This is a genomic window from Amphritea pacifica, assembly GCF_016924145.1.
Taxonomy (GTDB): Bacteria; Pseudomonadota; Gammaproteobacteria; order Pseudomonadales; family Balneatricaceae; genus Amphritea; species Amphritea pacifica.
In genome coordinates, this window is record NZ_JAFFZO010000011.1 from 52,749 (window position 1) to 77,036 (window position 24,288).

Genomic DNA, 24,288 nt, shown 5'->3' on the forward strand with positions numbered 1-24,288 from the left:
AAAAACGCCTACTATGTATGCATATTCGTATAGGTTGTTGTAGAGGGAACGGTGTGGACTGGAAAACAGTGAATTTTGACTGGAACAGAGCACGGGCATTTCTGGTCACCGTGGAAGAGGGGTCTTTGTCAGCGGGGGCGCGTGCCCTTGGGCTGACGCAGCCGACCCTGGGAAGACAGGTGGCGGCGCTGGAGTCTGAGTTAGGCGTTACACTGTTTGAACGGGTGGGGCAGGGACTGAAACTGACGGACGCCGGGCTCGGGCTGGTAGCTCATGTGCAGGCGATGGGCGAGGCTGCCAGCCGCTTATCACTGGCGGCATCGGGTCAGTCGCAAACCCTGCAGGGCACGGTGACCGTCGCCGTGAGCGAACTCGAAGCGGTGTTTCTGCTGCCTGAGGTGATCGAACGTGTACGTAGCGAGTTGCCGGGTATCACGCTGAATCTGCAGGTGTCCCATGAGGTGGCTAATCTGAAACAGCGGGAGGCGGATATCGCCCTGCGAAGTTTTCGTCCCACGCAACCGGATCTGATTGTGCGCAAATTGCGGGAAGACCCGATCTGGCTATACGGCACAGCGAAATACCTGGCACCCTATAGCGGCGTTACCTCTGTCCATCAGTTAAACAATATCCAGATCATCGGTTTTGAACAGAACCACCGGTTACAGGAGTTGCTCAACAGCACCGGTCATGGCTGGTCGCTTTCCGCTGAGAACATCAGGGTGACAACCCTGTCACAACTGCTGCAATGGGAGTTGGTGAAACGGCACCTGGGGTTAGGATTGTTTCCTCAGCCAATCGGTGACCGGGAACCCGCGTTCGTACGCGCATTTGAATCCTTCGGGCCGCCGATGGTGTTGCCCCTGTGGCTGGTCTGTCACCGTGAACTGCATACCAGCCTGCGGGTCAGAAAGGTGTTTGATCAGTTAGCCGAGATGCTGTCCAGCTGAGATGTCTGAGATTCATTACAGTTGTGTTAATCGTTACAGCGCTAATCACTGCGAATTTATTCACATCTTCCCCAGAACAAAATCAAGTGCGGCAACGCCGGCTAAGAACATGTAATTACTCGATATTTAGCATTTGCACAAAAGATAGATTTTTATATATCTTCTTTTAATTTAAGTAATTAACAGAACATTAATAATAAGTCATAAGATAATTGTTGCACTGCAGCATAGCGCGCTGTACCATCACCCCATCGACTAAAATCCTAATATAGGTATACATCATGTTCCAGACTATTCCTGCTGCTGACTTCTCTGCTTTTGGCGCTCCTGTTCAGAAGCTGATCGAACTAAACACAGCGACCTTTACTATGGCATTCGAAGCTCAGAAAGCTGCGATTGAACAACAGATTGCTCAGGCTCAGGCTGATTTCAAAGCCTTCGCTGAAATCAAAGATGTTGAAGCTTTCACCTCTTTTGTGACTTACAAATCTGAAGAAGCTAAGGCTAAGCTTGAAGCGCTGCAGGCTGAAGCACTGGCTGCAACTGAAAGCACCAAAGCTTACTTTGCTGAAGTTCAGGCTATCCTGACGGCTGGTCAGAAAGCTGCTGCTCCTGCTCCTGTTGCTAAAGCGCCGGCCAAAGCACCTGCTAAAGCTGCTGAATAATCTAAGCTGTTTTTATAAAGCCTCCATCAGTAATGATGGGGGCTTTTTTGTTATAACTGCGTCTGCAAAATACCGGTCATGATCGCCAGCACCACTAACCCCACAATCGGTAGTTTTAAGGTTCTCAGCAGGAAGAAACCACAGACCATCAGGGCAACGTCGGCAGAGTTGTTGACCGCGGTGATAAAGACCGGTTGATAGAGAGCGCTGAGTAGCAGACCCACAACCGCTGCGTTAACGCCACTGACAGCACCGTTCAGGACGGGCTTTGCGGCCAGTACCTGCCAGTTTTTTAACACCCCCAGAAGCAGCAGAAAACCAGGCAGAAAAATACCGGCAGTGGCAAGCAGGGCTCCCGTGATGGGGACCGGAGGAAGCAACTGATAGCCCAGATAGGTGGCCAGTGTGAACATCGGTCCGGGCACCGCCTGAGCAGCGGCGTAACCGGTGATAAAGTTATCGCTGCTGAGCTGGTCACCGACGATATTTTGCAGCAGTGGCAGCACCACATGACCACCGCCAAATACCAGACTGCCGGCCTGATAAAAGTCAGAAAAGAGCTGAACCGAGGGGCTGAATGGTGCCAGCAGTGGCAGCCCCGTTAACAGAACTACAAAGAGAATCAGCGAAAAATGTACTTGTTTTGCTGCAGTTTTTGCCAACCTGTTGCCAACCCGCTCTGTGCTATCTGATGCTAAATCGACCGGGTGTGGTTTCAACCAGATCAGGCCGACCATTGCCGCCGCCAGCAGCACAGCGATCTGGCTCCATACACCGGGGATGGTCAGCATCACCGAGGCGCAGATCACCGCGATAGCTGCGGTCAGCTTTCGCTGACAGAAGCTTCTGGCCATCCCCAGGGTGGCATCTGCCACGACCACTACTGCCAGCAGTTTAAGGCCATGGATCACACCCTGAAACAGCGCGTTGTCAGTCAGAGAGCTGCTCAGCACTGCCAGCGCCAGCATCAGCAGGACCGATGGCAGCGTAAACCCGGTAAAGGCGGCTAACGCGCCGATCAGTCCGCCGCGGTGATAACCCACGGCAAAGCCCACCTGACTGGAACCGGGGCCGGGCAGAAACTGACTCAGAGCGACCAGTTGAGCGTACTCGGTATCGCTGAGCCAGCTGAGCTTTGTCACAAAGGTGGTGCGAAAATAACCAATATGAGCGGCAGGGCCGCCAAAGCTTATCCAGCCGAGCAGGAAAAACTGTTTAAAGATCGTTAAAGCGTTCATCATATTCCGGATAGATCAGCAAATAAGCAAATAAGCGCCATTATCTGACAGCATTGTTACAGCGATAAGTGGATTGATGTGATCGGCTGATACGCCACTTTTTCGTTTTGGCTGGTTTCCAGGTCGCTGTGAGACAAGGCGCTTTTTGCCAGTGCCAGTAATATGCTTCAGCCAGCGTAATTAAACGGCATACCTCCTTTTAAGTAATTGAATGAGATCGCTTGTGTACTAGAATGGCGCGAGCAGACTTTTTATCAGATCGCTGATCTATGGCGACGTTGGATAGGACACTATGAATCAGGCAACTGTACAACTATTAACCGATTACTACGCAGCATTTAACCGTCAGGATATGGATGGGTTTTTGGCCCTGCTTACCGATGATGTGATTCATGATATCAATCAGGGGGACCGGGAAGTGGGCAAAGCGGCTTTTGCTCAGTTCATGGATCGCATGAATACCCATTACAAAGAGGAGATCGTCAATATCTCCATCACCACCAATGAAGCCGGTGATCGTGCTGCCGCAGAGTTCACCGTTCTCGGTGAATATCTGTCCACTGATGAGGGGCTGCCTGAAGCAGACGGACAGCGATACAATCTGCCCGCGGGTGCCTTCTTTGATATCCGCGATGGGCAGGTGGCGCGAGTGACCAACTACTACAATCTGCAAGACTGGATCGCCCAGGTGTCAGGCTGATCGGCGATGTTGAGATTTAAGCGGTTCTCAGGTGAAGCCTTAGTTCGCTACCTTCCTGAACTGGCGCAACTACGCATCCGGGTGTTTCGTGACTGGCCCTATCTCTATGACGGTGATCTGGCCTATGAGGAGCGTTACCTGCAAACCTATATACAGGCGCCCGACAGTATCATCGTGTTAGCGTTTGATGGGGATCATGTGGTCGGTGCTTCCACCGGTATTCCGCTGGTACATGAAACCCCAGAGGTTAAACAACCCTTTATCGAGGCTGGTTTTGATCTCGACAGGGTCTTTTATTGTGGTGAATCGGTGCTGCTCTCCGCTTATCGGGGGCAGGGCGCGGGGGTTGAGCTTTTTCAGCAACGGGAGGCTCATGCCCATGAAGTTGGCGGCTTTGACTTATGCTGTTTTTGTGGTGTGCAACGTCCCGATGACCATCCGGCCCGTCCTGCGGGTTATGTGCCGCTTGATGATTTCTGGCGTAAACGGGGTTACCGTAAACACCCGGAACTGAGTACCACATTCAGTTGGAAAGAGTCAGGCGAAGCCCATGAATCGCCCAAGCCGATGGCCTTCTGGATGAAGCGGCTATAATTCTGGCAGGATCTGAGTCAGATGGTCTGGCCGATCAGTATATGCAGATAGAATCGGAAACAGCGGATGAAAAACGTCAAAGTAGCGGTCTCTCAGTACGACATCGGCTTTTTTACACAATGGTCAGATTTTTCTGACAAGTTAACCTGTTGGGTGAAAACCGCGGCTGATAACCGGGCGAAATTACTGCTCTTTCCGGAATATGGCAGTATGGAACTGCCATCGTTGTTGGGTAAAACGGTTTACAACGATCTTCATGGTCAGCTGGACGCGATGCAGTCCCTCTATCCGCAATGGCAGAGGTTGCATATCGAGCTGGCGCGGCAGTTTGATCTGATGATCTTAGCGGCCTCTTTCCCGGTACAGCAACCGGATGGCTCGTTTCGCAACCGTGCTAACCTCTATGGTCCGGATGGCCTGATCGGTTATCAGGATAAACTGATCATGACCCGCTTCGAAAATGAACAGTGGCGGGTGGCGGCAGGTAGTGAAATCAAAATAATAGAGTCTGATATCGGTCCACTGGGCATCAATATCTGTTATGACTCAGAGTTCCCTATGATCGCCCGTCAACAGGTCGAAGCCGGGGCTAACCTGATACTGGTGCCCAGCTGTACTGATACCGAGGCCGGGTTTCACCGGGTACGGATAGGCTGTCAGGCCCGCGCTCTGGAGAATCAGTGTTATGTGCTGCAATCCCCCACCTTTGGCCGGGCGGACTGGTCAGAGGCGGTCGATATCAACACCGGTCGGGCCAGCATCTACACTCCGGTCGATTACGGTTTTCCCGATAATGGCATCCTGATCGAAGGCTCGTCAGACCGGGCCGAGTGGGTCTATGCTGAGCTGGATCTGGAATCAATCGCACGGGTACGGGCAGAGGGACAGGTGTTTAACTATCGGGACTGGGAGAAACAGGAGGGGCTGATATCGAAATGAGTCTGGAGGCTTATGCCTTTAAGTGAAAGGACTTGTTTACACCAGGGGGGCTAAGAGTACCGGGGTAGTGAGTTTGCTCTGAACTGTCGGGTTCAGAATTAGCCCGGTTAAACGCTGTTTTATTGATTAAAAACAACTTATTAGCGTGAAAAAAGCAGGATATAAAGCTGACTGGTTTTATACTGTGAGAATGTCATAGAATGGTCATTCTCTTAGTCAGGCTGCGTTGGTGTCTCTGTGAACAAGCCTCTTCGTTACTCCCGCACTGAATGGCGGCGGCGTGCGGCAATTATAGCGTTTGCTGTTTTTGCCTTTGTCAGTTACATCGTACTGATCTCCCTCAGCCTGTACCATGCCAGAGAGCGGGAGTTAGAAACGGTGCTGACTCAGCAGACGAGCCTGGTGAAGGTATTAGAGAGTCAGGCTGACGCCACCCTCAAAAAGATCGATACAGTACTGCTCTCAGTGCAGCAAAAGCTCACCGGAACGCCAGCAAACCTCCGCCCTGCGCCCTCCGTTATGAATCAGATACTGGCATCTCACCTTGCGTTGATCGGTGAGTCTCAGAGTCTTCGTGTGGCGGATGCTCAGGGGCGATTTATCTACGATGCCAGTGGTGTTCTCCATTCCGCGACCATCAGTGATCGCAAATATTTTTTACGTAATCGTGCCGATCCCAACGGCGAATTAATCATCTCTGAACCGTTGTTTGCCCGTATCACCCATAACTGGGTGGTTACTGTCAGTCGGCGCATCAATGATGACAAGGGTGGGTTTGCAGGGCTGATTCAGGCAGCTGTGCGAGCCGAGTTCTTCGAAAACTTTTATGAGTCTCTCAATCTGGGAAAATCGTACAGCGTGACTCTGGTCGATGGAAAGTCGCGCATGCTGGCCCGCTTCCCCGCAAAAGAGGACCAGTTGGGTAAACCTATCAAGAGTCCTCTGTTACGTGATTTTATGGCGAGTGGTGCCAACGATACCCAGTACACAACCATCTCTGCAGTGGATAATGTCGAACGAAGTTATATGGTGCGTAAGGTCGGCCCCTATCCCCTCTACCTGATCATCGGTCATACAAAAAGCGATCAGTTGTCTGCATGGCACCAACAGCTAGTCTGGAGTATTGTCGGCATCGTCGTGCTGGGAGGAGTGTTGCTGGGCTGGATCATTGTCTGGCTCCGCAGTTACGATTCGGCACTGGCGCTGGCGGGACGAATGACCTCGGCTTACGAAGTAACACTGCAACGTATGCGTCATCTTGCCGGACATGATCCACTGACTGACTTGCCAAACCGGGCTCTTCTGGAAGAGCGGATGGCAACTGCACTGGCTGATACAAAAGGTCGCCGGGCGGATCTGGTGCTGATGTTTATTGATCTGGACCACTTCAAGGATATTAATGACACCCTTGGTCATGCAGTGGGTGACAAACTGTTGGTTCAGGTGGCAGAACGTTTGCGGCAAGGGCTGACGGATCAGGATACGATAAGTCGTCAGGGAGGGGATGAGTTTGCCGTTCTGTTGCGGGGGTATGCCAACCTGACCCAGGTGGCAGAAACGGCGCAACGGCTGATCGAACAGCTTGATCCACCCTTCGAGGTCAATGAGCACGAACTACGGGTAACGGCGAGTATCGGTATCAGTGTTTATCCACAGGATGGCCCCGATATTGTCACACTGCTGAAGAACGCGGATACCGCCATGTATCAGGCCAAAGCAGAAGGGGGGCGGGCCTTTCATTTCTTTACTGAGGAGATGAATGCCCGGGTGCTTAATCGCGTTACTCTGGATAAAAATCTGCACTCTGCGCTGGAGTATCAGGAGTTTGTGTTACTCTATCAACCGCAGGTTGACGGAGCCAGTGGACAGATTACTGGCGTCGAGGCTTTAATCCGCTGGCACCATCCGCAACAGGGGGATATCTCCCCGGCCCAGTTTATACCTGCAGCTGAAGAGAGCGGAATCATTAATGGCATCGGCGACTGGGTTTTGAATCAGGCCTGTTTTCAGACACGGCGCTGGCTCGATCTCGGTCTGCCAGAACTGACCATGGCGGTGAATATTTCAGCGGTGCAGCTGCGCCAGCCCGATTTTGTCGATAAAGTGATGGCCACTCTTTGCCAATATGGCCTGCCGGCCGAATACCTGGAACTGGAAATTACCGAAAGCGCGCTGATCCGCGATACTCAGAGAATTGTCCGCATACTCAATGAGTTGCGTAAACAGGGCGTGCGGCTCTCGGTAGACGATTTTGGCACGGGTTACTCCAGTCTGGCTTATCTGAAAAACCTGCCCTTCGATAAGATCAAGATCGATCAGTCCTTTATCCGGGGGATCCCTGAAAGAGAGGATGATGCCGCAATCACTGAAGTGATCATTGGGATCGCCAAAAGCTTAAAAATGGAACTGATTGCGGAAGGGGTGGAAACCAAAGAGCAGTCCGCTTTTTTGTTACAGCATCATTGCCAGCAGATGCAGGGGTTCTTTTTCGGCAAACCGATGCCCGCAGCGGAGATTGAGCAGCGTTTACGACAGAGTGTCGAAGCATGCCCCGTTCAATAACGCCGGATTAACGGGGTGCATGCCGTTTATGTGAAGGTGGCTCCTGCCGTTATCGGTCAGATAGATCATCAACAATATAGCGGTGCCTTTTCCCTGGAAGCGGTTTTTATGGTATTCCTGCAGTTATGACTTTATCCCGTGAATTTTATCGCCATGGCCCCGTTGTCCGACAGGGGCAGTCCGTTACCTTTCTTGATGTCAGAAAACGTTTTGATTTCAGAACCATCGGCATTGGCCGCTGGGTGACGCAGCCGGAGCAGGAAAGGGCAGCTGGACTGTTTTATGATGCACTGGTTGATCTGATGACCATCTTAAGCAGTCCAGAGACGCTGATATCTCTGCGTGGAACCCTGTCGCTGCAATATGGGATCGGTGGGCGTCCCGGTGTCGCGGCGCATTATCAGCCCTCGACGCGCTGCTTCTCGCTGGCTAAAAATGCCGGGCCCGGCAGTATTGCCCATGAGTGGTTTCATGCGCTGGATCACTACCTTGGCGGTACGGCCTTTGCAGATGCCCCGACAGGGATGTTTGCCTCAAAAGCCTGGTTGTCAGAGGCGACGCCGGTGGTTCATCCCCTGAATGATGACCTGTACGCCTGTTTCAAAAACATTATGTTGGATGAGGACGGTGACTCCCCCAGCGAGTTATTTGAGGCATCCGTTAAGATCGACAGGGAGATGAATCAGGTGTATTACAGCCAGGCTGAAGAACTCTGCGCCCGGGCGTTTGAAGCTTTTGTTCAGGATGCTGCTATAGCCAATAATTTTCTGGTTTCCGGGACGAAAGCCACAGCCGAAGCCCGGCATGGCCTCTATCCGCAAGGCGAACAGCGGCAGCGTATCAATGCTGCGTTCAAGCGCTATTTTAATCGCCTGGGGGCGGCATTGAATCGTGAGACTCGCAGTAATACTGGTTAGGGAGGAGGGAAGCGAACAAGGGTTTTCGCTGGGCACAGATGTTGGTCATAGCAGAGACTGAATGATCTCAAATATCACCACAGAGGGCACAGAGAACACGGAGAGAGGCTTAGCCCCCTCCCTCGTGTATCGTTAGCAGAATACTTCACGAAATAGATCTGTCGCCCGTTCCTTTTCTTTTTCCTTTTAGTTTAGAAACTAAAGTTAAGCGCCAGGCTCAGGCGCGTATCTTCACTATTATCGTTGGCAACCATCTGCACTACGCGGCCATTCAGTGAGGTTTGTTGTGAAATCTGACCATTGATGCCCAGCGTGATCTGACCATAACTGTCATCCTCGCTGACAGACGGCAGACTAAAGCGGTTGTTTGGCATACTGGTCAGCGCAACGGATACCGGGTCTGGATCGTTACCGAAACTCTGTGTCCAGACTGCCGCAGCGAAAGGTTGCCAGCGTCCTTGTGTTGACTGCAATTGCCAGCCCAGACTGCCGGTGAATTGATTACGGGTCTGGCTGTCATATTTCATCGCCGTGGCGCTGCCGGTTGAGCTCTCTTCGGTGAATCCAGACAGATCCTGCAGTTGGTAGCCCAGTCGCGCAATGGGGCCATGACTCAGGGAGTCACTGCCAAACAGGTAGTTTACGCCCAGTTGCATACTGATCTGGGTTCCCTCGGTGCTGCCTTTAACGGTGCGTGTCGCTGGTCCAAGATCAACCTTACGACGGGTGTCGTAGTCACCTTTGGTGACGACAACACTGGTCTGCCACTGCCATTGGGAACGTTGCCAGCCACTGTACAGACTGAAGGAGCGGGCTTGCGTCTCGACAGAACCACCTGACAGGTCAACATCGTCGCGGCTGACATGAAAACCAAAGCCGAAGCTGTGATCTGCATTACGCTGAGTGATGCCTGCCCCGATGGATGCCCGGCTGCCCTCTAGTTCGGCATTCCCCGTACCGCCCTCTCCGATAACCCACAGATCGGTACTGTCTTCCGCTTGCAGAAAAGATTGTGCCAGACGTCCATCAATCGCATCCATCAGGGCAAGCTGTTGGTAGTGAACGGCACGGCTCATGCCTTCAGCAAAGGCCGGCGCGCTGAGAATGCTCTGCACGTAATCACTGATAATCTGGTGACCGCCACTGGTCGGATGAACACCATCAGCGTAGAGGAATGTCTGGTCTGTCCCGCTAGCATACCCTCCCGCACCTTCAACACAGAGTAGCGAGGCCGTTGCACCACAGGCAGGCGTCGTGACATTGGTAAAACCATACATTGCTGGTTGTGCCGAAACCTCTCTAAGCAGCGTAAACATGTCGACCGGTATCACCTCGATACCACTCGCCTGCAGGGTAGCCAGTAAAACATTGTTATAACCCGCAGACAGGGCGGTCAGGCTGGCGGCACCGGCGGCCCCCTGAGACACACCAAAGGGAGTTGCGCCGATATCGGGCAGGGTTGGCACCAGCAGATAATGTGCACCCGCCGCTTTCAGTGCGGCTAGTGCCTGTACCTGCTCACCGGCTGTGGTCGTAATATAACTGGTGATGTCAGCCGGAAGCACGCCGCCGCCAGCGATCCAGAAGATATCATTGGCACCACCCCAAAGCGTGTACAGGGCATTGGGGTCAGCAACACCGCCATTAGCGCTCAGGTAATTTTGCACCTGGGTTGCAATCGGCGTTGCGCCACTGGCAGGTGCCGCTCCAATGCCGGGGCTGCCGCTAATGCGGGCACCACCTTCAGCATAGTTAGTGCCGCCCTGGTTGGCAGGGCTCAGCGTACCGCCATACTGACTGGCGAGCAGTTCAGACCAGACGGGGCCTGGATTGGTGGTAAATTTAGCGGCCCCGGTATACGTCGGGTCGACCATCTGCAGAAGCGGTAGAAATGAGCCCGAGTCGGTGAGACTATCGCCAAAATAATAGGTATTACTGAAATCCGCCGCCTGAATCTGAGACGCCATTAGCACTGTTATCAGGGAGGAAAGAACTGTTTTGTGAGTCATTTTGCCTTCCATGCTTATTATTCTCTATGAGTAAGAACAGGACTCCTGAACTTAAGCAAAACCACGTTCTGTCGCAATGGCAAAAACCGCAAGAATATGTGGCAAATCAAGTCACGCGCGAATATTCGATCAGGGCCGGGATAAGTCTTGTATTTTGCATGTCGATAACTAACAGTTATTCAGTTGAGTTGCTGTTCTGTAAAACGCAAGACCCGCCCCATTGACCCACTTGCCTCGTGCATATAAAAATTCACTACAGAGGGCTCGAAGGCCATAGAGATAAAGCAATAACGTGAGAGGTAATAGATCGAAACTCTTTTATGTACGATCCGCTTAGCTTACAGACTCACCTGCTTTGAGATACTTCAGCAATTCACTTTCATCAATGGGGCCAGTGATTTCCTCGTCCAGAATGGATGAGTCTTTCCACCAGTTGTTGATACTTTTTCAATATTATTGGCCTGTTTGTTTGCTTACACTGTTTTAAAAATTTTTCTTCCAACCCTGTTTGAACAACCTCCATAAAGGTTTCACCAACGCCATCAACCCCCCGGCTGAGGCCGCGAAAACTACCCGCTAATGAGCGAACAGTGGTTACCTTTCCCTTTCTGGCATTATCCAATGCTTCTGTTGAGCGTTGAAGCATTCCATGAAAGTTGGGTAGAACCCGGTTCTGCCAAAACGATTCTTCAAAGGCCATTACATCGTTTGGTTTGAACTCTGGATGTTGCTGTCGGTACGCTTTGTAAGCATCGAAAGCATCCAGCCCTGTTTGAATAAATTGCTGGTAGTTTGTAATAAACTCTTCGATGTATTCCAGGCTCTGAAATTTGCGTTTCAAAAGCGTTATTTTCAGTGTCTGATTCATAGTCCAGCGTCCGGCCAATTGGTTGGGAACTACACCTCAAGACCCTCCGCTAAATTTGCAAATCTACTATAACAATCGGATAGCTCCATATTGTTTGCCAAATCACCTTCAATGAATAAACGATCAAGCCTTATGCGCCCCAATACCGCATACTGATTCATGCTCTTAACTTGGTTAAATATGACTTCAAGCTCATTCAAAGCTACAACTGCATTTTCGCTAGAAACAGCTTCTTGTTTAAGAAGCTGTTCTAGTGACTTTGCCTCAGTTTTTAGTCTTTTAAGTTTGTCTTCTGACATTTTATTGCCCCGTTATGTAACGATTCATAGATTGAGCTTCCGTAAACAAATCACGCCTTGTCACTAACGTTTGAATCTCTCCGCCGCTTCTCAAATACTCTCCATTGTTAACCGAGAACTTTGCGATCTGACTTTGGAAAACATCAACATTGCTTTTCGCTGTTATTGAATATAATTCAAAGCTATTGGGGACTTGTGGCAAACCGAGTATTTCCCCAATAGTTTGAGGATTATTAGGCAAACGCTCTAGTACATCCCCAGTCACAAAATATGGAGTTGAGCCACTCGGTGGTGCCCCTGTTGGAACTAACTTAAATAACTGGTCGCCCTGTTGTAGTGATACTGTAGATGGTAAATCAGTGCCGGATTCCAACATATCCCGTGACATACGCAATGCCCTATCTGGGGACACCCCTGCTTGCTGCAAGGACTCAAACATTTGCTTACCAACTGCATAATCTCTTGGGTCGCTTATTTCCATGCCTAAGGCTCTTGAAGTATTCCAGCTAACTTCTGCTGGAGATACTAACGCCTTGTCTGGAACAACAAGCTAGGAGTATTTCTGAATCAAATGTTGCAACCTATTCTCTGACTGGCTCATTAATGTTAAGTATGCCAACAAGTCCTCGTCTTCGTCTCCAGAGCTCCCAAATCCAGCAGGGCTACCAGCTGGTTTGCTTTTCCACCACGCATCATATTTCAACGAAAAAATAATGCCCTTCCTATTACTTACCTTAAATTCTGAAACACCATCTTCAGGCTGATTAAAACTCAGCGAGATGTCAGGTTCAGTCAAGTCAGTTTCGATATTTCGATACCTGAGAAGCAATTTTCCATTAGATGAATAAAAGTAGATTAGCTCTCCTTCTAGAATATCCCCAACACCAGTTACAACTTCTCCACCAACTTCATCGACGTATGTATATTTAGATGATTCAAGTTCATCGCCCACATTAATTAGTTTTGGGTAATCATTGAATTTTTCTAACAACATTTCATGTACCCCTAGTATTTCGAAGGATCAATGCCCAGAAGCATATTAATTTCAGGATCTTTTCTGAGAGAGGACTCAATCACAAGATCCCAATCTCCTAACTTATCAAACATCTGGTTTGGGGTCGGCCCTACCCCTGCATTAGGGTCTCTAAATCGTTTTATGTTGCCACTTTCTAACAAATTGACCTCGGCTTGAGTCATCAATGATCGAGCCTCCATTTTCTGGCTATTTCGTTGCAACACAACTCGCCGTGCGATTTCTTCTGAACTCCGCCCAGCCTCTCTCATCGACGAAATAGCATTTTCGAGCTCACCAGTTCCACTAATATAGCCCTCTCGAATTTGTCGATTTCTAGCCACAAATGCTTCGTCAGTAAAATCGAATAACTCATGATCGTATCTTGACCCCTGTTTCGGTAAGTAACCATAAACCCCTCTGCTATCACGCAATATCCCATCGGGGATATTGTCTGGAACAACACTCCCACCCCGCATCGTACCATCATTTCGATTCCCATCAACCCGCTTAGGCTCTGCCACTTTCTGTGCTTTCGGGCGCCGAATTTCCAGCTTCTCCAGCTTATTACTCATCTTGCTGAATATGCGTTCTGAAAGTTTAGCTTTTTTCAGCGCTTTACCCAGATCAACCAGAAGTTTACCCAGATCGGCAAACTCTTTAGCCACTCTCCCTGCTACAACGGCCCCGCCTGCCCCCAGTGTCGTCGCCGTTAAGATCGCACCCAGAATAGTTACAATTACCGTTGGTGCCACGGATTCTGCAAACTCTACACTGTCTTGAGCGGCGATGTATTCTCTTCCGAACTTAGTCAGCATTTTTTGAGTAGGCGGATCCTCATACACAAAGTTGGCAAATTCATAGGCTTCTGCCAGTTGAGCCATGGTGATCTTTGAAGGATCAAAGCCCAGCGCTTCTACCCACTCCCTGTGCTGAAGATCGTTATAAGTTTCTCTGAAGGTTTCCGACCAGTCTGATTCAGGCCCTGTCTGACGTGCCACATAAGCAGCTTGTAATGCATTGTTATAAGCAACCACTGGATTAATAACGTCAGACCACTCTTTAACAGCAACAACTGAGTCTTTAGCCAGGTTCCAGATACCCCACATCACAGCACCGGTATGCACCCGAACATTATCAACAACACCCATCTGATCTTGCAGGGACTGATGTATTGCCGCCTGGGCTTTTTCTTTCTCAATGATCGCGGTGAGGGTTTTCTGAATCGAGGTACGAAGTGCTGATAACTCGGTGTTATCCAAATCTGGTTTTAGCTGAGCTTTATAGAAGAGGGAGGAAACCCCTGTGACCTGCAGATGACCATTGGCGGGTAGCATGTATCGCTGCACTACACCATTATCAAAGCTCAGTTGTATGGGAATTTCACCCACTGACTGGCCATTATCCCAGACACACTGAAGGTCAACCACATACTCTTTATCTTTTGCTTTTTTGTCTTCGCTCAGCAGGTATTTGTTGTTGACTGCGATACTATCGGCAAAACTCATTGGTGCTGTTTTCGGCTGATCCGCAGGGTTGATACGACCACTGCTGAAGCTACTGCGATTCAGCGCCCGTTCGATGGTGGTGCGAAACAACAGTGATTCCCGTTCTAAGCCGGATGTCTGCAGCTCACCATTTCGTTGACTGACAACCGGTGCCGTGATCATGCGGGCATAGTATTAGCCGACCAGTACGGATAGCGTTTTCCAACGATGAGGGAAAGGGTAAGCGTTGTGTATATCGGGTATGCCGGGGCATTGGGTCAAAGCGGATCAGCTTCGAGCGCTCGAAGTCATTGGACCACATCCGCTGAGCGACACTGAGGGCATTCTGTGGACGTAAAACATAGGGGAGTTTTTCGGCAGTCAGATCGTTGCCGTCGCATAACTGAGCCCTGTCCATGGCGTGTAGCATACTCACTGTCCTTGTGAGGTTGGTTTTTGAAGAGTGCAGAAGATAACCGATTTGAGGTTAAAGTAAAACCACTCTGTCAGATTGTGTTAAAGAGTTTACCGGTAAAGTGTACCGTTATAATCAAGGTTGAGGAGGCTCGCTGGCATACCCTTTGGGTATCGCGCGGCGATTAAATCCGATGATCTATCTCTACGCTTCGATCGTTTGTAACTGGCATTATCTTATTCAACGAACCTGATCATACCATTCAAAAAGTGGAGACACATCCGGCCTTCCATGTTCTTTCTATTTTTTTATGACTTCCTATAACCAAAACTTTGTCTTGTAAGTGTTTCTATAGGGTTGTAATAAAAATATCTTTTGTCTGTCCTCTGGGGTTCACAATTCCTCCGTAAGCTTCAGACCCATGATGTGAAATTCGGGTCTGGTTGAAGATATGTCGAATAAAGTGATACTGGTGCTGCTGGATGGTCTTGCCTATGAGACCGCACAACAGTGTATGGGATTTACCCAGGGGTTGGTGGAACAGAGTCCGACTAAAAAGTGCAGGGCAACGCTGTACAAACTGCAGTGTGAACTGCCATCAATGTCCCGGCCACTGTATGAAGCGATTCTGACCGGTGTTGCACCGGCAGACAGTGGTATTGTCCACAACCATATTATCCGTAGCTCCAATCAGCAGAGTATTTTCAGCCTGGCCCGTCGTGCCGGACTGAGCACTGCTGCGGCGGCCTATCACTGGGTGAGTGAGCTGTATAACCGTAGCCCATACGATGCGCTGCGGGACCGTTTTACCGATGATCCCGAGCAACTGATTCAGTATGGGATTTTTTATCATCAAGACAGCTACCCGGATAGCCATCTCTACCTGGATGCTGAATGGTTGCGCCGTCACCATGATCCCGATTTTCTCTTAGTGCATCCGATGAATATCGATGATGCTGGTCACCGGGCCGGGTTAGATAGTGCTCACTATCGCAACACCGCCCGTCATTCCGATACCTATCTCTCTGAATACCTGCTGACCTGGATCGATGCGGGTTACCAGATTCTGATTACCGCCGATCACGGTATGAATGGGGACAAAAGTCATGGCGGTACGCTGGCAGAAGAGCGGGACGTGCCCCTGTATGTGATCGGTGAACGTTTCTCCCATGATCCGGATGCCGCGCCGCGCCAGCTTGAACTGTGCGGCACTCTGTGTGAGCTGCTGGGGATTGAGGGTCACATGAAGCCGGTTGCGACTGCACTGCTGAACCAAGGGCTGAACAAAGGACTGAACCGATGACTCTGGCGATCTTTGATCTGGATGAAACCCTGTTAGCCGGAGACAGCTGCACCCTGTTCTGCCAGTTTCTGGTGGATGAGGGGATCGCGTCAGAGGCGTTTTTACAGCAGGATGTTCTGATGATGCAGCGCTATCACGCCCAGACGCTGGTGTTGGCTGACTACGTCGGTTTTCTGCTTGAACCGGTGCTGCATCTGTCTGTCGATCAGATTGACGCGCTGATGCCGCGTTTTGTTGAACGCTATATCGCGCCTCGCATCTATCCCGAAGCACAACAATTGCTGGCGGATTATCAGCAGCAGGGGCTGCGGCCTCTGATTATCTCCGCCACCTCAGAGTTTATCGTTAAGGCAGTGGCTGCCCAACTGGGGGTCAATGATCTGCTGGCGATTCAGCTGCAGACTGAGAATAACTTTTATACCGGTGATGTCCGCGGTGTTCCGACTTTTCGCGAAGGCAAGGTGACCCGCCTGCATAACTGGCTGGCGGAGCAGCAGGAGTCCCTCGAGGACGCGCTGTTTTACAGTGATTCAATTAACGATCTGCCGCTGCTGGAACAGGTCGAATACCCGGTGGCGACTAACCCCGATACCGCGCTGCTGGCAATTGCCAGCCAGCGCAACTGGCCAGTGCTGCAATGGACAGCTCCGAAATGGACTGCGCCGCAGCTAAACCGATCTACCCCAACCCACGATCAACCCTTATTACGACAGGAGCAAAACCATGTCTAAACTTTTCATCGCCGGTGCTATGGCACTGATGGCGGGTAACGCACTGGCTGTCTGCCCGGCGGTTACCGGACCCGACGCGGGTGGTGCCTATCCTCACCTGTTTGAAAAAGCTGAATTTGAAAGCCAGCAGGGCTGCACACTGAGCTTCAGTGAAAACCCGGCGATCAGCCAGCTGAACAGCCGCATTGCCGGTAACCCTGCACTGTTACCTCTGGCCCAGCGTCTGCCGCAGGAGCCGTTAGTGATTGCGCCTTATCAGAGCATCGGTCAGTACGGCGGGGTACTGGATGGTATCTCTAAAGCCACTGAGTCTGGTACCTCTGATCTGCTCTCTGTACGTCATGTTAACCTGGTACGTTTCAGCGATGATCTGGCGACAGTTGTACCTGAGGTCGCGAAATCCTGGGAGTGGAACGCTGATTTCACCGTACTGAAAGTGAATCTGCGTAAGGGCCATAAGTGGTCTGATGGGGCACCGTTCACCGCTGCCGATATCGCCTTCTGGTACAACAACATCCTGATGGACAGCCATGTGATCGAGAAGCCAAAGGATCGCTTCCTCTCCGCCGGTAAGCCTGTCAAAGTGGAAGCTCTGGATGACACCACCGTGCAGTTCACCATGAATGAGCCCGCCCCCGGTTATCTGGATAACTTCGCGCAGGACTATGCTCAGCCATTTCTGCCGAAGCATCTGCTGGAAAAATTCCACCCGGCGTTTAACAAGGATGCCGACAAACTGGCGAAGTCACTGGGGTTCGACGATGGCTATGCGCTGGTTAACTTCTATTACGGTCAGTCTGACTGGAAGGATATCCCGACGCCGCTGCTGAAAGATAAAGCCGCCACTGAGCGTCTGGTCAAAGCGGGCTACACCGCCATTATGCCGACCCTTGAGTCCCATCTGGTGGTTGAAGATACCCTGGAAAAACGTCACCTGGTGGCGAACCCATACTTCTTCCAGGTTGATACTGCCGGTAACCAGTTGCCCTATATCAACGAGATCAATGAAGTCTATATCGGTGATGAGGATATTCAGACCGCTAAGCTGATCTCCGGTGATGTGGACTATAAAGCGCAGGCGGTTAACCTGCCGCAGGCACCGGTGTTGCTGGAAAACAAAGATCAGGGTAAATATACCGTGGCACTGCGCCCGACCATTGCCCAGACCACCTTTGCCTTCAACCTGACCGATAAAGATGTCGAAAAGCGGGCGGTGTTTAACGACGTTAACTTCCGTCGGGCGATGTCGGTTGCCATGGACCGTAATCAGATCAATGAGATCGCCTATTTCGGCCTGGGTACACCCACCCAGTACACCGGATTTGACGCTGACACCACGCCGTTTATTACGGACAAACAGAAAAACAGCTGGATTCAGTATGACCCGAAACTGGCTGGTGAGCTGCTGGACAAAGCCGGTGTTGTGGATAAAGACGGCGATGGCCTGCGTGATCTGCCATCCGGCAAGAAGTTTGAACTGAACATCCAGTATGCCACTCAGGGGACGCCCTCTGAAGTAGTTGAGATCGTGGCAAAAAGCTGGAGCGATGTGGGGGTGAAAACCACCATTAAGGAAGTGACCTCAGATGAGTACCGTAACTCTCAGACAGCCAACGACCTGAGTGTGCTGAGCTGGGTTATGGGCCGTCCGCTGGCCAATATCGCCAGCAACACCGAGACCCTGGTGCCACCGTATGGCAGCTTCTTCGATCTGCGTACCGGTATGCTGTGGTCGCAGTATCTGGACACCAACGGTGCTGAAGGGGTGGCGCCGCCTGCGACTGTTGCGGAAATGAAGAAACTGACGGATCGCTTCGTCACCCTCAAAGCGGGTACCGAAGCGTCCAACAAGGTGGGCAGTCAGATCGCCGACAGAGTAGTGGATGACCTGTTTATCATCGGTACGGTGAAAGCGGTATCTCCCGTCTATTACAGCAACTCACTGAAAAACTTTGAAGTGCCTAAGACCTCCTCCTATGAGTTCTATCGCATGTACCCCTACCTGCCATCGCAGTGGTACCTGAGCGATGAAGGGGTTGCTCAGCAATAAACCTGAGTGAATCAGAAAAGGGAGGGGCGGGGCCTCTCCCTTTTAGCCGTTATAGCAGCGATTAATGATGATCGTTTTTTTGGGTAGTCGTTTACTAACCCAATTCTCAGGTCTGTAAACCCGGGTTCAGATAATCAGACCTGGAAATAGGGTTAGTAAGCTCAGCAAGGAGTCTTATTGAAATGATGCAATTCTTATCTGATACCTGGCTGCTGTGGATTCTCCTCAGCGTCGGCGGCCTGCTCTGGTGGAGCGGCCGTGACAGCCAGTATTTTCACTATGTGTTTAACCGCTATCTGTTGGCGCTGGCAACTCTGCTGCTGGTTAGCGGTATTGTGTTCTCTCTGATGGAGGTGTTGCCGGGGGATTGTGCCGAGAAGTATATCGCCTATAAAAACACCCAGGGGGAGACCATCACCCAGGCGGATATTCAGGCGGAACGGGTGCGCATGGGGCTGGATAAATCGCTGCCGGAGCGCTGGGGCCGCTGGGTCACCAACCTGACCCTGCGAGGCGATCTGGGGTTTAGCTGTGCCAAGCGGCAGTCGGTTAATCTGGCGCTGGGCAACCGCTTCTGGATGAGCTTTATGTTCTGTATTGCCGGGCTGGTGTTTGCCTATCTGATCGCGGTGCCGTTTGGCATTCTGTCAGCCTTCACCATCAATAAATCCTGGCGCGATACAAATCCGCAACACAGCAAAGCTGAACAACTGTTCGGTACGGCGATTCTCAGCCTGCAAAAAATGGTGGATCTGCTGTTGCGTATTATCAGTTACCTTGGCCTGGCACTGCCCAACTTCCTGCTGGCGCTGACTATTATTCTGCTCTATGTGTTTGCCGGTGAGCCGATGCCTACCGGGCTGTTTTCTGACCAGTGGGCTAATGTGCCCTGGTTTGGCGTTGATGGTTTTAGTACTGGCAAACTGTATGACTTCCTCGGCCATATCTGGTTGCCGATCTTTGTGATCGGCTGGTCGGCCACCGCACTACAGCTGCAAACCGTGCGCGCCCTGGTGGTGGATGAATCCAACAAACTCTATGTCGATGCCGCCCGTGCCCGCGGGGTAGACGGGGTTGCCCTCTGGGCCGGTTATCCGGTACGGCACTCCATCAGTCCGCTGTTCAATTCCATCGGTTTTGACTTTCAGCGGGTGTTCAATGATCTGCCGATTGTCGCGGTGGTGATCGGCCTGACGGATTCCGCCGCATTGCTGATCGAAGCGCTCTCTATGACCAACGATCAGGAGCTGGCCGCCGGTATTCTGTTTCTGGTGGCGCTGGTGGTGATCAGTATGAATTTTATAACCGATGTGGTGTTGGCGGCGATCGATCCACGTGTACGTAAGAGTGTCCTGGGGAACTGATGATGACTGCACTGTTAGCCCGCTTCCGGCGTAAGCCGAAGCCACAAAACGATGAGTCTTATTACACCGCCGGACAACTGGCGCTGATTAAGGCGCGCTTTAAACGCAAAACCTCCGGGGTGGTGGCTGCCTGGATTCTCGCTACGCTGGTGCTGATGGGGTTTTTCGCCGGATTTTTCTCGCCGGTTGATCCCACCATTCGCGGTGCCGATGCCGAGTATCGGCGCGGTGTACCACAGCCGATCTTCTTCTGGGATGATAACGGCTTCTCGCTGCGACCGTTCACCTACACCTATACCAAAGCGAAAAGCAAAATAGATCTGAAAGCGCTGGCCGGTGGCGGGCTGGATGCCCTCGATGCGTTTACTGCCAGCGGTGCGCTAACCTCCTCCAGTCAGAACCGGTTTGAAGTGGATAAAGAGCAGCGCCGCTATCTTCAGTTCTTTGTTAAAGGCTGGGAATACAGTCTGATTGATCTGAGTGTTGGCGGGCTGAATCTGGATCTTCGCTGGGACCGCCATCTGTTCGGCGTTGAGCAGGGGCAGATCCATCTGATGGGCACGGATGAAGATGGTAAAGATGTCTTCAGTCGTACCCTGCACGCGATCTGGGTGACCATCAGTATTGCCATTGTGGCGCTGGTGGTGAAGCTGTTTGTTTCGCTGTTTGTCGGCGGTGTCAGCGGTTATTTTGGTGGCCGGGTCGATACCATTATGATGAGCATTACCGAAGCGGTCCGGGTGATTCCGCCAATCCCGATCTATCTTGCCTGTGCGGTGGCGCTGGCACAGCTCGACCTGACCCCGGTGCAACGCTACTTCGCGATTGCGTTGGTGATTGGCGCACTGGATTTTGCCACCCTCGGGCGGCGTTTGCGCACCCACATTCTCACGGAACGTAATCAGGATTATGTGCTGGCGGCGCAGCTGTGTGGCTCCGGCACCTGGCGGATCATCTGGCGTCACCTGATCCCCAGCTTTACCAGCTATATCATCGTCGACACCCTGATCAACTTCCCCTATGTGATTCTGGCGGAAACCAGCCTCAGCTTCCTCGGGCTGGGGCTGACCGAGCCGGTCAACAGTCTGGGGGTGTTACTGCAGAAAGCGCAGGACCCGGATATTCAGCAGAATATGATCTGGCAGTTCTTCCCGGTGCTGGTGTTTGTGTGCCTGATTATGGCGTTTGTGTTTGTCGGTGATGCCCTGCGCGATGCCGCTGACCCCTATTCGGAGAAGAAGTGATGAATGTGAGCAGAAATTTACTGGAAATTCGCGATCTGACCATCGACTTTCATACCGATGAAGGGCGGGTGCGCGCGGTGGAAAACCTCAATCTGAGCATCCGTCCCGGAGAGGTGATGGGGCTGGTGGGCGAGAGTGGTTCGGGTAAATCGATCACCGCCAAGAGCATTATGCGCCTGGCACCGGGGAATGCGGTGATTCAGCATCCCAGCCAGATCACCCTCAACCATCAGGGGCAGGAGGTTAACATTCTGAAACTGCGCGGCCGTGATCTGCGGCTGGTGCGCGGCGATGCGGTATCGATGATCTTTCAGGAACCGATGGCCAGTTTTGCCCCGGCGATCCGCATCAGTGATCAGATTATTCAGACCATGCAGATCCATCTGGGCTATGACAAAGATCAGGCCCGCCGTGCCGGTATCGAACTGTTTGACCGGGTCGGTATAGTCGATCCGGCGAAGCGCTTTGATCAGTATGTGTTTGAACTGTCCGGTGGTATGCGTCAGCGGGCGATGATCGCCATGGCACTATCGACCCAACCGAAACTGCTGATCGCCGATGAACCCACCACTGCGCTGGATGTGACCATTCAGGCGCAGGTGCTGGAGCTGATGATGGAGCTGCGGGAGCAACTGGGGATGGCGATGCTGTTTATTACCCACGATCTGGGGGTGGTTTCCAAAATCGCGGACAACGTCACTGTGATGCAGCGGGGTGAAGTCGTCGAGGCGGGCAGTGCCGACCGGGTGCTGTTTCAGCCGCAACACCCCTATACCCAACGTTTGCTGGATGCCTTGCCGCATCTGGAGAATCTGCCGGAGGCCCCGCAGCATACACCGCAGCCGCTGCTGTCGGTGAAAGATCTGTCGATCAGCTATCCGGTGTCGGGTAACGGGCGTAAAACGGAGCTGTTTACCGCGGTGAAGAATATCAGCCTGGACCTGCCGGAAGGACAGATTATCGGTTTGGTGGGCGAGAGTGGCTCCGGCAAGACCTCGCTGGGTAAGGCGATGCTGGGGGCTGCACCGATCAGCAGCGGTCATGTTGAATACCATCACACCAAAAAGAAAGTGAAGTTTGGCGCCGGTAAAGCGGTTAAACGCAAACGGCTGGCACGCACCGCGCAACTGGTGTTTCAGGACCCGTACAGTTCGCTAAACCCACGCATGACTGTGCGCGATATTATTGCTGAACCCCTGGAAGCGATGAGACTCACCAAAAACCGTGAAGAGACCGATCAGCGGGTAATCGAAGTGGCGCAACGCTGTCATATTGAGGTGGAGCATCTGCGCCGTTTCCCCCATGCCTTTTCCGGAGGCCAGCGACAGCGCATCAGTATCGCCCGGGCACTGGTCTGCAAACCCAGATTTATAGTTGCGGATGAATCGGTCGCCGCGCTGGATGTGTCGATTCAGGCGGAAATTCTGAGCCTGTTGAAACAGCTGAAAGATGAGCTGGGGCTGACCATCCTGTTTATCTCCCATGACCTGAGCGTGATCGCCAACCTGTGTGACTGGGTATGTGTGATGCGCTATGGCGAACTGGTGGAGCAGGGCACGGTGCGGCAGATCTTCCTCGATCCGCAACAGGACTATACCCAGAAACTGATCGCCTCAATCCCGCTGCTGAACTCACCTGAGGGACGGTCGCAACGCTCACCGAGCTTGTTGCAGGTTGCTGAACAGTTTGCCGGCTCAGGTTTAAATTATTCTCAACTGGAGCGTATTTAGTATGGATTACTCAATGGCTGAGATCCGCGCCTTTAACGCGACGTTACAGGCGGGTAATTTCACCCGGGCGGCGGATCTGCTGGAGGTAAGTCAGCCCGCCATTACTGCTCAGATTCGCAAGCTGGAATCCCGTTTCAGCACGCCGTTGCTGGAACGGCTGAGTAAAGGGGTGCGGGCCACGGATCTGGGTAAGCAGCTGTATCAGATTACCCGTCAGTATCATGATCTTGAAGCCGCGATAGAGGTGTTGTCCAACCCCACGCTGTCGCCCGGGAAGATGACCCTGCAGGTGGCCAACGCCTCTTCGATCATCTTCATGCCGCTGATCGCTGAGTTCAGCCGGCGATTCCCGCAGACAACCCTGAAAATAAAGTCGGTGACTACGTCGGAGTGCCGGGCGCTGGTACTCAACCGGGAGGTGGATATCGGTCTGTTTCCGTTGCTGGATGAGAGTAGCGAACTGTCCCGCCTGGCGTTTTCCTCTCACCGTCTGGTGGCGGTATTGCGGCCGGATCACCCTCTGGCTGAGCATAAAGCGTTGTCGGTCAGTCAACTGGTCGGTGAACCGCTGATCGTCTATAAACCAGAAGCCTGTACCCAGCAGTTGCTGGAACAACTGTTTGTGCGTAACCAGCTCAGGGTGTCGGGTAATGTGGTGGTGGATGGACGGCTGGATATGTCTGAGGCAGTGAGCCATGGACTGGGGATCGGCTTTGCGCTGCAGCAGGATATCCGTCCCGATCCGCGTTTGACGGTCATACCGATTACAGAGGCAACGGAGGACGTGGTAGAGCATGTGGTGTGGATGAAAAACCGTCGCAGCCTCCCCGGAATCCGTGACTTTATTCAGCTGGCGCTGGAGCAGCGTTGCGGTGCGCTGTCAGAGGTAAGCGAGTTGTAAAAAATGCCGTTTTTTGTTTGATTTGTTGCTCAAGTTCCCATTGTGCTGCCGATATACTCTATATCGCGAAGGAGTATTACGATGGAAATAACAGCGGCTTCCGCTTCTGCATATCAGCAAGCCTCGTTACAGAATGAGGTTGCACTGGCTGTTGCGGGTAAAGCAAAAGACAATCTTGAACTGCAAGGGGCTATGGCTCTGCAACTGCTGGAAAGCGCGGCTTCGGCTGCCGTCGATCCCTCATCTCCGCTGGGGCAGAATATCGACATCATGGCATGATAGCTGCCAACAACGATGGGGCGGTATTAAA

Annotated in this window: 23 protein-coding genes; 15 read left to right on the forward strand and 8 right to left on the reverse strand. The window is 52.0% G+C overall.

From position 1 onward, the window contains the following. The first annotated feature begins 53 nt into the window (after positions 1 to 53). Both JW499_RS07710 and JW499_RS07715 read left to right on the forward strand, forming a co-directional pair. Positions 54 to 950 carry a LysR family transcriptional regulator gene (locus tag JW499_RS07710; RefSeq protein ID WP_205210055.1) on the forward strand — a complete coding sequence of 299 codons (897 nt, stop codon included), beginning with the start codon at positions 54 to 56 and terminating at the stop codon, positions 948 to 950. A 281-nt stretch (positions 951 to 1,231) separates the two neighbouring features. Then, on the forward strand, positions 1,232 to 1,615 hold the full coding sequence (locus tag JW499_RS07715) for a hypothetical protein (RefSeq protein WP_205210056.1): 384 nt from the start codon (positions 1,232 to 1,234) through the stop codon (positions 1,613 to 1,615). 50 nt (positions 1,616 to 1,665) lie between these two features. Here the strand turns inward: JW499_RS07715 and chrA are convergent, their stop codons facing one another. After that, positions 1,666 to 2,856 (reverse strand): chromate efflux transporter, encoded by a 1,191-nt coding sequence (gene chrA / locus JW499_RS07720; protein ID WP_416135402.1) that lies wholly within the window; start codon positions 2,854 to 2,856, stop codon positions 1,666 to 1,668. A gap of 289 nt (positions 2,857 to 3,145) precedes the next feature. Here chrA and JW499_RS07725 point away from each other — a divergent pair, with 289 nt between their 5' ends. From JW499_RS07725 to JW499_RS07745, 5 genes are all read left to right on the forward strand, one after another. Beyond that, positions 3,146 to 3,553, forward strand: coding sequence for a ketosteroid isomerase-related protein (locus JW499_RS07725; RefSeq protein WP_205210057.1), 408 nt, complete (start codon positions 3,146 to 3,148; stop codon positions 3,551 to 3,553). A gap of 6 nt (positions 3,554 to 3,559) precedes the next feature. After that, on the forward strand, positions 3,560 to 4,147 hold the full coding sequence (locus JW499_RS07730; protein WP_205210058.1) for a GNAT family N-acetyltransferase: 588 nt from the start codon (positions 3,560 to 3,562) through the stop codon (positions 4,145 to 4,147). Between the two features lie 66 nt (positions 4,148 to 4,213). After that, positions 4,214 to 5,086: a carbon-nitrogen hydrolase family protein gene (locus JW499_RS07735; RefSeq protein WP_205210059.1), complete on the forward strand. Its 873-nt coding sequence runs from the start codon at positions 4,214 to 4,216 to the stop codon at positions 5,084 to 5,086. Positions 5,087 to 5,323: 237 nt separating this feature from the next. Beyond that, positions 5,324 to 7,648: a bifunctional diguanylate cyclase/phosphodiesterase gene (locus tag JW499_RS07740; RefSeq protein ID WP_205210060.1), complete on the forward strand. Its 2,325-nt coding sequence runs from the start codon at positions 5,324 to 5,326 to the stop codon at positions 7,646 to 7,648. A 125-nt stretch (positions 7,649 to 7,773) separates the two neighbouring features. Continuing rightward, positions 7,774 to 8,565, forward strand: a complete 792-nt coding sequence (locus JW499_RS07745; RefSeq protein ID WP_205210061.1) for a CLCA_X family protein — start codon at positions 7,774 to 7,776, stop codon at positions 8,563 to 8,565. A gap of 191 nt (positions 8,566 to 8,756) precedes the next feature. Here JW499_RS07745 and JW499_RS07750 read toward each other — a convergent pair whose 3' ends face one another. The 7 genes from JW499_RS07750 to JW499_RS07780 form a co-directional block, all read right to left on the reverse strand. Next, a complete protein-coding gene (locus tag JW499_RS07750) occupies positions 8,757 to 10,574 on the reverse strand; it encodes an autotransporter domain-containing protein (protein WP_205210062.1) in 1,818 nt (605 codons plus the stop codon). Between the two features lie 382 nt (positions 10,575 to 10,956). Then, entirely contained in the window at positions 10,957 to 11,442 is a 486-nt protein-coding gene (locus JW499_RS07755) for a hypothetical protein (RefSeq protein ID WP_205210063.1), read from the reverse strand. Between the two features lie 29 nt (positions 11,443 to 11,471). Continuing rightward, positions 11,472 to 11,741, reverse strand: a complete 270-nt coding sequence (locus JW499_RS07760) for a hypothetical protein (protein WP_205210064.1) — start codon at positions 11,739 to 11,741, stop codon at positions 11,472 to 11,474. Between the two features lies 1 nt (position 11,742). Continuing rightward, a complete protein-coding gene (locus tag JW499_RS07765; protein WP_205210065.1) occupies positions 11,743 to 12,222 on the reverse strand; it encodes a hypothetical protein in 480 nt (159 codons plus the stop codon). Between the two features lie 69 nt (positions 12,223 to 12,291). Further along, entirely contained in the window at positions 12,292 to 12,735 is a 444-nt protein-coding gene (locus JW499_RS07770; RefSeq protein ID WP_205210066.1) for a hypothetical protein, read from the reverse strand. An 11-nt stretch (positions 12,736 to 12,746) separates the two neighbouring features. After that, positions 12,747 to 14,351 (reverse strand): hypothetical protein, encoded by a 1,605-nt coding sequence (locus JW499_RS07775; protein WP_205210067.1) that lies wholly within the window; start codon positions 14,349 to 14,351, stop codon positions 12,747 to 12,749. Positions 14,352 to 14,385: 34 nt separating this feature from the next. Then, entirely contained in the window at positions 14,386 to 14,670 is a 285-nt protein-coding gene (locus JW499_RS07780; RefSeq protein ID WP_205210068.1) for a hypothetical protein, read from the reverse strand. A gap of 436 nt (positions 14,671 to 15,106) precedes the next feature. On the opposite strand from JW499_RS07780, the gene JW499_RS07785 reads away from it, so the two are divergent. The 8 genes from JW499_RS07785 (at position 15,107) to JW499_RS07820 (ending at position 24,257) form a co-directional block, all read left to right on the forward strand. Further along, the gene (locus tag JW499_RS07785) at positions 15,107 to 15,958 is read left to right on the forward strand and encodes an alkaline phosphatase family protein (protein ID WP_205210069.1); all 852 of its coding nucleotides are present in this window, start codon (positions 15,107 to 15,109) and stop codon (positions 15,956 to 15,958) included. Then, positions 15,955 to 16,689, forward strand: coding sequence for an HAD family hydrolase (locus tag JW499_RS07790; protein WP_205210070.1), 735 nt, complete (start codon positions 15,955 to 15,957; stop codon positions 16,687 to 16,689). Before JW499_RS07785 ends, JW499_RS07790 begins: the two co-directional genes overlap by 4 nt. Then, positions 16,682 to 18,739 (forward strand): ABC transporter substrate-binding protein, encoded by a 2,058-nt coding sequence (locus tag JW499_RS07795; RefSeq protein WP_205210071.1) that lies wholly within the window; start codon positions 16,682 to 16,684, stop codon positions 18,737 to 18,739. Before JW499_RS07790 ends, JW499_RS07795 begins: the two co-directional genes overlap by 8 nt. A 182-nt stretch (positions 18,740 to 18,921) precedes the next feature. After that, complete coding sequence (locus JW499_RS07800) at positions 18,922 to 20,103, forward strand: ABC transporter permease (protein ID WP_205210072.1); 1,182 nt, start codon at positions 18,922 to 18,924, stop codon at positions 20,101 to 20,103. Then, entirely contained in the window at positions 20,103 to 21,347 is a 1,245-nt protein-coding gene (locus JW499_RS07805; protein WP_205210073.1) for an ABC transporter permease, read from the forward strand. Before JW499_RS07800 ends, JW499_RS07805 begins: the two co-directional genes overlap by 1 nt. Positions 21,348 to 21,352: 5 nt before the next feature. Further along, positions 21,353 to 23,077 carry a dipeptide ABC transporter ATP-binding protein gene (locus JW499_RS07810; protein ID WP_416135403.1) on the forward strand — a complete coding sequence of 575 codons (1,725 nt, stop codon included), beginning with the start codon at positions 21,353 to 21,355 and terminating at the stop codon, positions 23,075 to 23,077. A 1-nt stretch (position 23,078) separates the two neighbouring features. Next, complete coding sequence (locus JW499_RS07815) at positions 23,079 to 23,978, forward strand: LysR family transcriptional regulator (protein WP_205210075.1); 900 nt, start codon at positions 23,079 to 23,081, stop codon at positions 23,976 to 23,978. Positions 23,979 to 24,059: 81 nt separating this feature from the next. Next, a complete protein-coding gene (locus JW499_RS07820; protein WP_091357382.1) occupies positions 24,060 to 24,257 on the forward strand; it encodes a putative motility protein in 198 nt (65 codons plus the stop codon). The last annotated feature ends 31 nt before the right edge of the window (positions 24,258 to 24,288 follow it).

Coding starts and splice junctions, on each gene's coding strand:
- JW499_RS07805 (WP_205210073.1), top strand. CDS start 20,103: ATGATGACTGCACTGTTAGCCCGCTTCCGGCGTAAGCCGAAGCCACAA.
- JW499_RS07790 (WP_205210070.1), top strand. CDS start 15,955: ATGACTCTGGCGATCTTTGATCTGGATGAAACCCTGTTAGCCGGAGAC.
- JW499_RS07800 (WP_205210072.1), top strand. CDS start 18,922: ATGATGCAATTCTTATCTGATACCTGGCTGCTGTGGATTCTCCTCAGC.
- JW499_RS07760 (WP_205210064.1), bottom strand. CDS start 11,741: ATGTCAGAAGACAAACTTAAAAGACTAAAAACTGAGGCAAAGTCACTA.
- JW499_RS07815 (WP_205210075.1), top strand. CDS start 23,079: ATGGATTACTCAATGGCTGAGATCCGCGCCTTTAACGCGACGTTACAG.
- chrA (WP_416135402.1), bottom strand. CDS start 2,856: ATGATGAACGCTTTAACGATCTTTAAACAGTTTTTCCTGCTCGGCTGG.
- JW499_RS07715 (WP_205210056.1), top strand. CDS start 1,232: ATGTTCCAGACTATTCCTGCTGCTGACTTCTCTGCTTTTGGCGCTCCT.
- JW499_RS07730 (WP_205210058.1), top strand. CDS start 3,560: ATGTTGAGATTTAAGCGGTTCTCAGGTGAAGCCTTAGTTCGCTACCTT.
- JW499_RS07725 (WP_205210057.1), top strand. CDS start 3,146: ATGAATCAGGCAACTGTACAACTATTAACCGATTACTACGCAGCATTT.
- JW499_RS07795 (WP_205210071.1), top strand. CDS start 16,682: ATGTCTAAACTTTTCATCGCCGGTGCTATGGCACTGATGGCGGGTAAC.
- JW499_RS07745 (WP_205210061.1), top strand. CDS start 7,774: ATGACTTTATCCCGTGAATTTTATCGCCATGGCCCCGTTGTCCGACAG.
- JW499_RS07780 (WP_205210068.1), bottom strand. CDS start 14,670: ATGCTACACGCCATGGACAGGGCTCAGTTATGCGACGGCAACGATCTG.
- JW499_RS07765 (WP_205210065.1), bottom strand. CDS start 12,222: ATGGAAATAAGCGACCCAAGAGATTATGCAGTTGGTAAGCAAATGTTT.
- JW499_RS07735 (WP_205210059.1), top strand. CDS start 4,214: ATGAAAAACGTCAAAGTAGCGGTCTCTCAGTACGACATCGGCTTTTTT.
- JW499_RS07755 (WP_205210063.1), bottom strand. CDS start 11,442: ATGAATCAGACACTGAAAATAACGCTTTTGAAACGCAAATTTCAGAGC.
- JW499_RS07820 (WP_091357382.1), top strand. CDS start 24,060: ATGGAAATAACAGCGGCTTCCGCTTCTGCATATCAGCAAGCCTCGTTA.
- JW499_RS07785 (WP_205210069.1), top strand. CDS start 15,107: ATGTCGAATAAAGTGATACTGGTGCTGCTGGATGGTCTTGCCTATGAG.
- JW499_RS07770 (WP_205210066.1), bottom strand. CDS start 12,735: ATGTTGTTAGAAAAATTCAATGATTACCCAAAACTAATTAATGTGGGC.
- JW499_RS07750 (WP_205210062.1), bottom strand. CDS start 10,574: ATGACTCACAAAACAGTTCTTTCCTCCCTGATAACAGTGCTAATGGCG.